Below are 15,133 nucleotides of genomic sequence, written 5' to 3' on the forward strand. Positions count from 1 at the left end.
AAGAGATTGTAGTTTGGTTTAAATCAAACTACAATCTCTTTTATTTATTTGAATTAATTCCACCAAATCCAAGGCCCGAAATATTTTCGTATGTTCCGAGGAGTAATTCGTATAAAGCGTTCACCGTCAAAGAAGCAACTTAAGTTTGGTAAAACACGCTCTATATTTGGTGGGAGGAAAGAGACGATGTTTTCGTTACTTACAATTGTTATTGTTATAGGTGGTTCGGCAGGAGATGTTTGAAGTTGTAAGGAAATATTAGCGGTGTTTATAAATTTATTGTTTACTGGCTGATCCATTACTTGTACTGTGAATGACACAATAATTACTTCATTTGGTTCAAAGTTAGTTGCAACTAGGAATCCGAAATTTGGATCAGCTAAAGGAAGTGATATGCCGTCAACTATAACGGATCTGCCAATAAATCGTAAACCTGCAGGAATGGTGTCTTGTAAAGAAATGTTTGTAATTGAAAATTCCGAGGTATTCGTAATATGCACCGTATAATCAAAATATTGGTTTAAATAAGCTGAGCTAACGGAAGCGTTTTTAAGCACAGTTGCAGTTATAAATTGAACTGGTATGCGAACAATGTTCGAATTAACGATGAAAGTAATAATCGGATCCTGTGGCGTCAGTTGGAAAGCAGCTGTAACTGTTGCAGAATTGATAATTGTACTGTTTGAAGGGATAGAAGTTACGAGAACTTTAAATGTTATAGTTGCTACTCCATCTGCAGGTAAAGCTCCGATATTAATACCAGTGTCTGGACGGATATTTGGGATTTGGGTACCGTTAATGGTTACACTATTTTCTATAAATGTTGTACCAGCTGGAATCATATCTAAAACGGAAGTATTTACTGTAGGAATTGGGGAATGATTAAATATCTCTAATGTGAATGTAATAATATCTCCTATAACGACAATAGATTTGTCAGCGTTTTTCTCAATGCGCACCATTGGATCGATGAGTGCTGTTGTAACGGTATTTGTTTGCTTTGTAATTGTAATAGGTGGTTCATTCGGATCAATGGTAACAGTATAGGAAACAGAAGCATCGTTATTGATTGCAGATTGAAGAGTCGAAGAAGATATTGTTATTTGGAACGTAATGATAACAGATTCATTAGGAGCAAGATTTCCTAATGTAATACCATTTTCGGGATTTGCATTAGGCTGATTGATTCCGTTAATTGTAACACTGTTAGTAACGAAGGTTGTATCTACTGGTACGGTGTCTATGGCAAGAAGATCTTCAATCGTCACATTACCGCTATTAGAAATTGTAATTGTATACGTTAAAGTTTGACTAGGTAATGCATTCGTGGCATTAACAGATTTTATGGCAACAACATTATCATTTTGGACAGTTGTTGTGACAGTATTTGTTGTAGTCGTATTTGTAACAGGTAAGTTATTTGGGTTGACTATATATTTAAAAGTAGTAATTGCTTGGTTGTTGAGTTCATTTGGTGTTGGAATAGAAGTCACAGTTACTTGGAATGAAGCGATAGCACTTTCGCCTACAATTATAGTACCAATTGGTATGCCACTTATTGGATTAACTCCCGGAAGAGTTTCTCCGTTTACAATGACGCTATTTTCTATAAACGTAGTACCTTGAGGAATAATATCTTGAATGATTACATCATTTGCTGAAACATTACCAGTTTGATTTAGTGTAATCGTATACGTTAACGTATCACCGACCGTTGCAAATGCAAGGTCAACAGCTTTGTTACTAGTCAAATTTGCGTGATTAATTTCTGTTACGGCAGCTGCTGAAATAATAGTTTCGGTAATAGGCGGTCGATTCGGTAACGTGTATTCATATTCAATTGTACTCGTGTTAGAGATTGGATTTATTTGCGGAATCGAAGTAACCCGTACTTGGAATAGAATAGTTGCTGTCGTATTAGGCGGAATGTTATCAATTTGTATACCGCTAAGTGGGTTGTCATTTGGACGAGCGTTGCCATTCACAATAACACTATTCTCTATAAAGCTCGTATTTGCTGGAATGATATCTGTAACAATAATGTTTTCCACTTGTATATTTCCGTTATTTATGATGGAAATTGTATAAGGGATGATAGTTTGTAGGTCAGCGTATTGGATTGGCGTTGTTTTTGTCGCAATTACATTAACAGAAATAACTTCAGTGAAGGTAATATTACTAGTTGATATTTTTTCTTCACCATTTATTGTATAACGAGAAGTTGATTGATTTTGAATGTGACCGCTAGCTGGAAGAGCTACCACGGTAACAGAAAATGTGACTGGGATAGAAATGTCAGGAGCAATCGTTCCTACAAGTATACCGGCACTTGGATTGGCGTTAAGCTGAGGAATATTATTTACTAAAACGCTACCGTCTATAAAGGTTGTTCCATCAGGAATATTGTCTGTAAATACAACAGCAGTAGCATCCGTATTCCCTGTATTTGTTAAAGTTGTTGTATAAGTTAAAATGTCACCAATTGTTACAGAAGTCAAATCAACAGTTTTAAGTGAAACGATATCAGCATCATTAATTTGAACGAAAGTAGTATTGGAAGTAGTAGATTTTTGAATTGGTGCAAAGTCAGGGTTGAAAATAAAGTCGTAGACGATGTTTGCAGTATTAGGTGTTGGATTTACAGCTGGCAAATTCGTAACGGAAACTTGGAATGTTATTGTTGTCGATTGACTTGACGCGATATTAGGAATGGAAAAGCCGATATTCGGATTTGCTGCAGGAAGTACCGTATTGTTAACTATTACGCTTCCTGGAATAAATACTGTTCCATCCGCTATAGTATCTGTAAAAAAGATGGAGTTAGTTGTAGTGGATCCGTTATTTTGAATGAATACTGTATATTCAATGGTTTCATCAATATTAGCTAATACTTTATTAGCGGATTTTGTAGCGATAAGAATAGCATCAATAAATTGTATATTTGTACTATTGGAAGAGGTCGTTTCTGAAATAGGTGGTAAGCTTGGGTCTGGTTTATATTCATAGTGAATGACGGCGATATTATTAATGTTATTTTGAGAAGGTATAGAGACTACATTTACTTGGAACGTAACAATAATCGTATTATTTGGAAGAATTATATCAAGGGCGATTCCGGTAATTGGATTTTCGTCAGGTCTTGGTATGCCATCCACAAGGATGCTATTTGGAACGAATGTGGTCCCAGCTGCAATTGCGTCAATTAGGAGAGTATTTGTAATAGGTACTGTACCAGAGTTTGTAACTGCGACTGTATATGTGATGATTTGACCGATGCGTGTAATGGATCTATTGGCGGATTTAATTGCACTAACATTTGCCGTCCGCACTTCAGTGTTTACTGCATTTGATAACGATCTACGCTGAATAATTGGAGAACTAGGGTCAATTTGGTATTCATACGAAGTGTCTGAAATATTAATGACTGTATTGCCCGAAGGTATACTTGTAAGTTGTACTTGGAATGAAATAGTGACTGTTTCATTTGGTTGTATCGTGCCGAGAGTTACTCCGTTTTCAGGATTCGCGCCAGGCTGAATCACATTATTTATTGATAAGCTATCTTCAATGAATATAGTACCTTCTGGAATGTTATCAATGAACACAGTATTATTAGCTGGAACGGTTCCTATATTTTGTAGTTATTTGTATAGGTAATATTTTGCCCGATTGATATGAAAGTTACATCAGCACTTTTAACAGAAATAATATTTGCGTTTTGAAGCGATGTTGTAACAACGTTAGAATTTGCAGAGCGATTCACTGGTGGGGCTGTAGGGATACTTACATATTGGTAATTTGCAGATGATTGATTTACAATTTCGGTTTCAGTAGGTGGATTATTTGTTTGCACTTGAAATAGTATCGTTTTGGAACTGTTTGATGGAATCGTTTCAATCGGTATTCCGTTTTCTGGATTTACACCTGGCTGAAGGACACCGTTAATTGTGACACTATCGGGAACGAATGTAGTCCCAGCTGGAATAGAATCTGTGAAAATAATATTTATTGCGTCAACATTGCCGATATTTTTCACTTCAGAAATATAAAGTATAGTTCCACCAATATCTACAGTTATTGGATTGGATGTTTTTGTAATTGTCAATTGTGCTTGCACGAAATTTGTAATGACGATATTACTTGTAGATGTTTCAATAATAGGCGGTTGCCCTGGGTCTGGTTGAATTGTATATGTTGTATTGGATTGATTTGTAATCGATTCTTGCGAGAATGGATCGTTAATAAGAATTTGGAACGAAATAAGGTGAGTAGCGTTTGCTGCTAGGTTAGGCAAAGTAACACCTACATTTGGATTGGCACCAGGTATAGCTGTGCCGTTAAGTGTAAAACTATTTTCTACGAATGTAGTACCATCTGGAGTAGAATCTAAAAATGAGAGATTAGTTGCTGAGATATTTCCGTTATTTTCTAATGTGATCGTGTAGGTCAAAATATCGCCCGTTGTTGCTTGTTGTACATTGACTGCTTTTAAAGAAAGGATAGTCGCATCTGAAATTTGTGTGAAAGCTGGATTAGACATAATTGTTCGAGAGATGATTGGAGTAGTTGGATCGGCGATAAAAGTATAGTCAATACGGGCTGTATTAGAAATTGGATTCACACTTGGAATGAATTGAACGATAACTTGGAATGTGACGGTGACGATTTCTGATGGCGCAATGGCGTTTAATGGTATTCCTACGTTTGGATCGGCGCCTGGAACGGAAACGGTATTAATGGTCACGCTATTAGGAATAAGTGCAGTTCCTTCTGGGACCAAATCTGTTAAAATAACTGTATTTGTAGTTGTATTTCCGTTATTTCGAACGACTACTGTGTAAGTGATTGTACCGTTTGTAGATTGTACGAGAGAATCTGTATTTTTAGTTGCGGATAACGATGCATCAACGACAGCTGTATTCACCGTATTAGATGAGGATGTTGCTGTAACTGGAGGTTGACTCGGATCTACAATATACGTGTAACTTGTAATGGCTTGATTTATAATCGCCCCTTGCGGTGGAATAGAACTAGTAAGAAATTGGAACGTAATAGTAGCAGAATCACCTGGTGCGATAATACCAACTGGAATACCGAGAGTTGGACTTGCATCTGGAAGCGGAATTCCATTTAACGTAACACTATTTGGAACGAATACTGCACCTACAGGAACTCCGTTAATGAGTAATACAGAATTTGCAGGGAAGTTTCCGGTATTCGTTAATGTTGCTGTATACGTAATTACATCTCCGATAGATACAATTGTTCGATTTGCTTCTAAAACAGTTGTAACAGTAGCGTTATTAATTTGTGTTGAAGCGCTATTAGAACTTATTGTGCCTGTAACAGGAGGAGCAGTCGGATCAACAATGAATGCGTATTGAATAGATGCAACGTTTGTAATTGGGTTTGAAGGTGGAGTAGATGTAACTATGACTTGGAAAGTAACAGTTAATGAACTGTCTGCGTTAACGGTTCCAATATTAACTCCGTTATTTGGATTTGCCCCTGGAATGGTACTTCCATTTACAGAAAAACTATTTTCAACAAAAGTCGTTCCAGCTGGAATAATGTCTGAGAAATTTAAATTCGTAGCGTTTGTATTTCCGTTATTTTGAATAAGCACAGTATAAGTGATTGTATCTCCGATGTTTGCAAAGGCTGTATTAGCAGTTTTTACAGCTGAAAGTATTGCTGAATTAATAGAAGTAACGAAGACGTTCGTTTCCACATTACCAGGTTGAGCCTGTAATGAATTGCCTACGTTATATTGGAAGTTAACAAATCCTAAGTTTTGGAGTTCAGGTGTGAAAGTTGTTGGATTGCTTACAATTTGAACTTGGAATACGATTGTTACGATTTGATTTGGAGTTATTGTATTTATGCCAACACCGTCAATAATAGAAGCGGATGGTAATGGAGTACCATCAACAATAACTGATCCTGCAACAAATTGTGTCCATGTCGGTAAAGGGTCTGAGAAAATAACGTTGTTAGCAGGAATATTTCCTGTGTTGGTTATAGTAGTTGTATACGTAATCGTATCACCAATAGTGGCAAAAGTTTTATCTCCTATTTTAATAGTAGTTAAAATAGCACTTTCAATTTTTGTTGTAACGTTGTTAGAAGTAATGTTTTTTGAAACTGGAGGATTTGCTGGATTAACGATATGTTGAAAGCTAACGCTAGCCTGATTGGTAATTGGATTTATAGGCGGAATTTCATTTGCATTAATATGAAATGCTACGATGACAGATTGGTTTGGCGCGATATCACCAATTGGAACGCCTGTAATTATGTTTGCATTTGGGATGCTAGTTCCGTTAAGTGTAAAACTATTCGGTTCAAAGGAAGTTCCGTCTGGAATAAGGTCGGTAAAAATAACATTAGTTGCACTAACATTTCCGCTATTTGTAATTGTAACGGTGTAGACAATATCCTGCCCGATATCTACCGTAGATACATTTGTGCTTTTTTGTGCTGTAAGAATAGCGGTATTAATTTGTGTTGTCGTTGTATTAGATTGATTGGAAGTTATAGTAGGTGGCTGGTTAGGATCAACGACATAATGATATGTGCTAGAAGCAGAATTGGTAATTGGATTAAGTGTTGGAAGTGTAGTAACAGTTGCTTGGAATGTGACAATTGCCGCATTACCACCATTAATTGAACCAATATTTACACCGGTAGATAAATCGGCATTTTGGATGGTTTGCCCGTTAACTGTGAAACTATTCGGAACGAAAGTTAAATTGCTATCAAGAATATCAATAATGGTTACATCAGTTGCAGTTGTATTCCCTGTATTAGGAAGGTTAAGTGTAAATGTTATTGTATCACCAACATCCGCAAAAGTAAGGTTTGCTGTTTTTGTGCTAATAATATTTGCGTTGTTTATTTGAAGAAGTGTAGTGTTGGAGCTAGCTGTATTCGATACCGGCGGGTTACCTGGATCAACAGTAAACTCATACGTCGTTGATGCTGTATTCGGTGCTGGATTTATAGGTGAAATACTGTTAACTATAACTTGAAAGACGATACTATATATTTCAGTTGGTGGAAGTGTTGCAAGTACTACCCCTGTATTTGGATTCGCATCAGGTTGTAAAATGCCATCGACAGTTAATGTGCTCGGGATAAATGTAAGCCCAGATGGTAATACATCTGTGAATACAATGTTAGTAGCATCGGTATTACCCAAATTCGCAATAGAAGTAGTGTAAAAAGCAGTTTGCCCGATATCTGCATAGGATACACTTTCATTTTTCGTCATAGATAATATTGCTTCTTTAATTTGAGTTGAAACAGGATTACTAATTGAAGTTTCCGCATCAGGTGGTGAGACTAATTGGTACGATGTCGATGAGAAGTTTACAATTGGGTTTTCAGTTGGTAATGAGGTTATGGTCACTTGAAATGAAACAGTTACTGTAGTCCCAGCTGTGATAAGTCCGATATCTACACCATTCGCAGGATTTGCTCCCATTTGAGGAACACCGTTAATAGAAAATGTGTTTGCAATAAATGTAGTTCCGCTCGGCATTGTATCTGTGAAAATAACATTTTGTGCGGATGAGTTTCCATTGTTTGTTAAAGCAACAGTATAGGTGAGTGTGTCTCCGATGCGGCTAAATGATTTATCGACTTGTTTTAATGAAAGAATGGTAGCTGTATTAATTGTAGTGAACACTGTGTTTGAAATAACAGTCCTTGAAACAATAGGGGCATTTGGGTCAGCGATAAATGTGTAAGAAGCACTAGCGGAATTGGCAATAGGATTTTGAACAGGTGTAGAAGTAGCGGTCACTTGAAATGCTATAGATATTGAGTTGTTAGGAGTAATTGCTCCAATCGTTATACCTGTATTAGGATTAAGACCAATTTGCGTGATGCCATCTATTGTAACGCTATCAGTAATAAACGTTGTACCATCTGGTATAAGATCAGTGAAAGTAATGTTAGTTGCATTTGTATTACCACTATTCGTTAAAACGGTCGTATAGGTAATGGTATCACCAAGTGTTACAAGTGTTTGATCGACTGATTTTACCATCGTTATCATAGCGTCAAGTACAGGGTTTGTAACGATATTAGTTGAAGTAGAAGTTGTAACAGGAGTTCCGTTTGGATCAACAGTATAAGAATATAAAATTGTGTCATTACCCATAATCGAATTTGAAGGAGGAACAGAAATAACATTTACTTGAAAAGTAACAGTTACTGTTTCGCCAGGTGCGATATTTGGTATATTTACTCCAAGTGCTGGTTGTGCGCCAGGTTGCTGGATACCATTTATTGTGACCGAATTGGGTATAAATGTAGTGCTAGCCGGAATAGCGCTTGTAAATGTTACATTTGTAGCTGGTGTATTTCCTGTATTCGTAATAGTAGTTGTATACGTAACTGTATCACCAACAGAAATAATAGATTTATCAACACTTTTTGTTGTAGTTAATATTGCGCTATTTATTGTCGTAGTAACGGTATTAGATGAAGCGGTTTGTGTTATAGCCGGTTGACTTGGATCGACAATATGCTGAAATTGTACAGAACTAAAATTAGAAATTGGATTTATACTTGGAATGTTTGTAGCAAGTACGTTTATCGTAATAGTAGCCGTACTACCGGGATTTATATTTCCAATCTGAATCCCGTTCGCTGGATTGCCTATTTGCTGTGTACCAGAATCATTTGTAAGAGTTCCGGATATAAATGTCGTTCCGTCAGGTAAAGTATCCGTGAAAATTATATTTTGTGAAGTGACATTTCCTGGATTACTTAATGTAATTGTATAGGAAAGTGTATCGCCGATCGTTGCAAAAGTTTTATCTACAGATTTAACCAGTGCAATTTCCCCAGAATTTATTTGTGTCGAAACAGAATTGGATGTTGTACTTCGTGAAACAAGTGGTAAATTAGGTCCGGTCATAAATTGATAATTAATAGAAGCACCGTTTACAACCGGTGAGTTTGGCCCACCGGGTCCGATTGTAAAAATTGGATTTGGAATACTAACTACTTGCACGCGGAATGTGACGTTTATAAAGTCCTCTGCGATAATATCCCCAATTGGTATCCCGTTCGCTGGATTTACCCCAGGTAATAAAACTCCTCCTACTCGAACACTATCTTCTATAAATACTGTATTATTTGGAATCGGATCTGTAAAAATGATATTAGTAGCAGTCGTGTTCCCTATATTGTCTAATAAAACTGTATACGTTAAAAATGAATTTCCAGGTGCTATGTCAGAAAATAGGCGATCCACACTTTTTGTTGCTTGAATAATTGCTTCGTTAATTTGAACTAAGACCGGATTACTAGTAGCCGTTTCTGTAACAGGCGGCTCGGTAGGGTCAACGATGATAGAGTATGTTGTGCTAGATTGGTTCATCGTAGGGTTTGAAGCTGGTATTGAACCGACAATAGCTTGGAAGGTAATGGTTATCGATCCTCCAACTGGAATTAGGTCTAAAGGAACCCCACTATCTGGCCTAAATCCAAGTTGTGGGATGGTATTAATTTGTACGCTATCAGGAACGAAGGAAAGTTCAGTAGGTAATATATCTATAAAAATAGGTGTATTTGCAGTTGTATTTCCGCTATTGGTAAGGGTGGTTGTATACGTAATTGTATCTCCAACAGCAGAAAATGCACTGCTCGCAGTTTTTGTTGCGATAACGGAAGCAGTATTTACTTGTGTAAAAGTTTTATTGGATTGAACTGTTCGTGAAACAGGTGGTTCATTTATATCTACAATAAAACTATATTGAAGCGATGATTTGTTAGGAATTGGATTAGGGTTTGGAATCGTTGTAATGTTTACTTGAAAACTGAGTGTAACCGATGCATTTGAATTCATGTTACCAATATTGATACCGTTTTGTGGATTTGCATTCGGGACGGTTACACCATTTATCTTAAAGCTATTTGGGACAAAGGCAGTACCATTTGGAATCGAATCTGTAAAAACAATGTTGTTAGCAGTTGTATTTCCAGTGTTTGTAACAGATGAGGTGAATGTAATCGTATCACCAATCGTAGCAAAAGTCGTACTAGCATTTTTATTAATAACTAAAGTAGCGTCAATAATCGGTGTAACTGTCGTATTGGTTACGGTGCTATCAAGAGCAGGTGACTGACTTGGATTAACTGTATACTCATAATTTACAAGGGCGTTATTCGTTAAAGTACCACTAGGGGGAATTGTGAGTATTTTTACTTGGAAAGTAATGAATATAGTATCTGCTGGTGAAATATCGTTTAACGGAATTCCTAGTGAAGGATCTAACCCAGGTTGTGAAACGTTATTTATCGTAACAGAATCCGGGATGAAGGATGCCCCTGGTCCAAGTCCATCTGTTAAAACGGTAGCGCTAGCAGGGATATTTCCTGTGTTTGTAACGGCAATAGTATAGGTAACGATATCTCCAATTGCAGCCGTCGGTATATTCACTGACTTAGTAGCGACAATAGTAGCATTGTTAATTTGCGTTGTTATTAAGTTACTTAACGCATTGGTGGATGCTGGAGGTAAGCTAGGATTCACGACATACTGGTACGTTGTATTACTTTGGTTCGGAATTGGATTTGGATTAGGGATGGAATTCACTTTTATTTGAAACGAAATTATAGTATTTGCATTCGGATTTATTGGATCAATTGCAATTCCGTTAGCAGGATTTGTATTCGGGAGTATATTCCCGTTTACTGTGACACTATTAGGAATAAACGATGTCCCGTTTGGAATTACATCTGTAAATATCACGTTTGATGCAAGTATGTTCCCATTATTCGTTAAGGTAGTCGTGTACGTAATAATATCATTTACGTTAGCAAACTGTTTATCTGCAGATTTTGTAGCGGCAACCGTAGCATTATTAATTGTTGTCTGTACAGTGTTAGAAGAAGTCATTTGCATTACGGCTGGTTTTGATGGATCGTACGTGTATTGGAATGTAGTACCTGATTGATTAGTAATGGGATTAATGGATGGAATAGCTGGTACATTCACTTGAAAGGAAACAGTACGTGAGGAGTTTGCTCCAATTGTACCGAGGGAGATGCCGTTTGCTGGATTAACATTAGCTACAGGCACATTATCAATTGCTACACTATCTGGAATGAAAAGTGTACCACTTGGAATAACATCCGTAAAAATAACATTAGTAGCCGGAATATTTCCGTTATTTGTTAGTACAGTTGCATACGTAATGCTATCACCGACATCAGCAAAGTTTGTACTTGTTAATTTATTCGCTACGATAGTAGCAGTATTAATTTGTGTAGTTACTATATTGCTAGTAGCGTTTCTAACAAGAGCAGGTAAACTTGGATCAGCGATAAAGCTATATTGAAGTGAAGCGCTATTTTGAATTGGATTTGGTGAAGGTATCCCATTTGCACTAATTTGGAAGACAATTGTTGTAATTCCGCCTGCTGGAATTGTACCAACTTGAAGACCGGCACTTGGATCTGCTCCTAGCTGTAAAGCACCACCTATAAAAATACTATTTGGTACGAGAGTAGTTCCAGGAGGCAGTATGTCGGTAACAACAACAGTATTTGCTGTAGTATTGCCAAGATTAGCTAAGGAAATTGTATATGTGATTGGTTGCCCGACATCGGCGATAGTTAAATCTACCTCTTTGACAATAACTACATTTGCTAAGTTAATTTGTGTACTTACAGTGTTACTTAAAGATGTTTCTATAGTTGGTGGATCGCCCGGATTTAGAATAAAGCTATACTGTGTACTAGATGAATTTATTGTTGGGTTTTGTGTTGGTAAAGAGGTGACAGTTACTTGATAAGAGACGGTAAGTGAGCCGTTAGCAGGAATGGAAGGCAACGGAACACCGATATTTGGATCTGCGTTATTTTGGAGTACACCATTAATAAGGAAAGTGTTTGGGATAAAGATAGTGCCATCGGGATTTGTATCTACGAAAGTTGGACTATCAGCAGAAACACTTCCTGCATTCGTTAAAATAACGGTATAAGTTAATATATCCCCAACGGTAGCGAACGCTCGATCCACTGTTTTTGCCGAAATGACATTTGCATCATTTACTTGAGTAAATGTAGTGGTTGAAGTTGTGTTTACACTTACAGGGGAAGCGCTTGGATCAACGATAAAGTTATAGGAAATGGAAGCGCTATTTGAAATAGGGTTAGGATTTGGAATACTAGTTATTAATACTTGGAATGAAGCTGTAATGGTAGTGCCAGCGTTGATACTGCCAATATTGATGCTTGCTGGTGTAACGCCCGGCTGAGTAACACCGTTAATCGTAACACTGTTTGGCACAAAGGAAGTACCGTTCGCAATGGAATCCGATAGTAATACATTGTTCGCTGCAACGTTTCCGTCGTTTGTAAGAGCAAATGTGTAAGTTAATACATCTCCAACTTCCGCAAACGTTTTATCTACAGATTTAATAGCATGAAGATTTGCTAGTCTAATTGTTGATGTAGCAGAATTAGAATTTGTTGTTTTTGAAGTTGGTGGCAGGCTTGGATTTACAGTGTAAATATAAGAGGCGAAAGCGTTATTAATGATAGGGTTTTGTGCAGTAATGTTAATGACTGTTACTTGGAAGGATAAGGTGAAAGTAGCTCCGCCAGGAATTGTGCCGATAGGTAAGGCAACGAGAGAATCTACATTTTGCAAAACGCCATTAAGAGTTACAGAACCTAGAGTCAATATCGTTCCGTTTGGAAGTGGATCTGTTAGTTGAACGTTATTAGCCGCCGTATTTCCGCTGTTTGTAATAAGGATTGTATAACTTATAGTTTCGCCAATTGTGGCAAATTGTTTGTTTGTAGATTTTATTAATGTTAAATTCGCATTGTTAATTTGAGTGGAAACGAGATTGGAAGAAATGTTTTTTGTAACGGGTGATTGGCTAGGGTTGACAGTGTATTGATAAGAAGCGCTTGATCCGTTAGATACGACATTTGACGCGGGTATTGTGTTAACTACTACTTGAAATGAAACGTTTTTCGTCGTGCCAGTTGGGATGGATCCTATGTTAACGCCATTAGCAGGATTTGCTCCAATTTGTGTCGTGCCATCTATTGTTAAACTGTTTAAGACAAAAGTAGTGCCAGTGGGAATGATATCCGTAAAAATAACATTGTTAGCAGTCGTATTACCTGTACCTACAAAGGAAACTGTATAGGTCAGTGTATCGCCAATATCAGCAAAGTTTTTATCCACTGCTTTCGCCATAGTTACAGTAGCATTATTGACTTGAGTAGATACGGTATTGGTCGTATCAGATCCATTTACTACTGGTTGGTTTGGGATAGGAACGTATTGGTAAGTTGTCGTACCACTATTTAATATTGGGTTTGTTTGAGGAATAGTCGGGACAGTTACTTGAAATGCAATAGTAGCGGTAGAATTTGCAGCGATGGTTCCAACTGATATGCCGTTTGCGGGATGCACTCCAGCTTGAGTAACGCCGTTAACAGTGACACTCCCTGGAATAAAAGTAGTCCCGCTTGGAATCGGATCCGTATATACAACGCTAGTTGCCGCAATATTCCCTATATTAACTAGGGCAATACTGTAAGTTAACGTTTCCCCAATATCGGTAAAAAGTTTGTTAACTGATTTTGTCCCATTAATATCTGCGAGATTAATTTGTGTTCCTGCAGAGTTGCTTGTTGCAAGACCGTTAAAAGTCGTTCCTCCGGCAATTGGTGTATATTGAAATGTAATATTAGCAGTGTTAGAGATAGGGTTTTGACTTGGAAGAGAAACGACAGTCGCTTGGAAAGTTACTGTACGAGAAGCGCTATTATTAATTGTTCCAAGAGATATACCAGCAGCCGGATTTGCGTTTGTTTGTGGTACGTTATCTATCGTTACGCTGCCAGGTATAAAGGAAGTGCCGTTAGGGAGAATGTCTGTAAAAGTAACGTTATTTGCAGGAAGAAGCCCGGTGTTAGGGATAGTAACTGTATAAGTGAGAATATCTCCAATTGTAGCGACACTTTTATTCACGCTTTTAGTTGCTTGTATGTTAGGTGAATTTATATTAATTTGTAAACCGACTGTATTTAACATATATGCATCGCCGTTAGTAGTTAAACGGATCGCGGCGGAAACTTGGGAATTTGTTAAATAAGGAGAGATATCAATAGAAGTAATGTCCCAGCCTTGCCTACCAGCGGAGATGTTTGTGCTTGTAGAAGCACTTTGGTTTCGTGTTCCAAATGTCCCAGTTGTATCTAAATTTCCGGCAGCGTTATTAATTTGAGAACCAAAGAAATTATTTATAGCATTGTTTGGTCCAGATAAAGCATTTAATGAACTGAAATTTGGTCCAAATAAAGCTTGATCCCCAGTTAAATCAGCATCTCCTTCAGTAGAACTTAAAAACAATCTCCCGCTTACAGGTCCTCCTGCAGGTGTTAAAAATCCTGAGACAGATACATCTGCACTACCAGTTTCTACAGATACACGGTTACCAGCTACGTAAATGGTTAAATTTCTTGCTGGTAAGGAACCGTTTTGATAAGCGACAATAAGCGTCCATCCAGCAGAATTAATAGCGCCATTAGAAGCATCTAAAGGATCAACCAGTCCAGGAACAGATCCGGTTGTATAAGAACCAGATCCAGCAGCTTGAACGAGTGACGTTACATCTGCTGAGCGTGTATAAAAGCCGAATGTGACAGATCCAGAAACAAAAGTTTGATTGGAAGCTGTAACAGCTGAAGGAGTAATCGAGTATGTTGAAACAGGCGTTGTGAAAGAAACGGGGTTTCCTAATACACTCGTAATGTTTTGATCACGAGATAAATAGTTTCCACCCCAAACGAGTTCTGCGTAAAGAATAGTACTACCAGCAGGGATGTTTAAAATAGCGGTAGAACTATTTTGTGTATAGTTTAATGTTGTACCAGCAGGAAAAGTAGTTACTTGTATAGCAGTATTCGTAGTTACGAATGCACCAATTGCCCCGATTGTACCAGCACGGTTTTGATTACTAATTTTACTTAAGCCGAGTGTGTTTCCTGTAATAGCGAGTGCTCCGTTAGTGGTGGTAGAAAATCGATTCGTAATGGGCATGTTGTCACCTCATTTACAATATAGTTTTGGTCAAAATAGGATATGTGT

Annotated in this window: 1 pseudogene; it reads right to left on the bottom strand. The window is 37.5% G+C overall.

Going from position 1 to position 15,133, the window contains the following annotated elements:
* Positions 1 to 53: 53 nt before the first annotated feature.
* Positions 54 to 15,085: pseudogene (locus tag MHI07_RS07820) on the bottom strand (DUF7507 domain-containing protein).
* Positions 15,086 to 15,133 lie beyond the last annotated feature (48 nt).

Source organism: Bacillus sp. FSL H8-0545, from assembly GCF_038006105.1.
Classification (GTDB): domain Bacteria; phylum Bacillota; class Bacilli; order Bacillales; family Bacillaceae_G; genus Bacillus_A; species Bacillus_A cereus_U.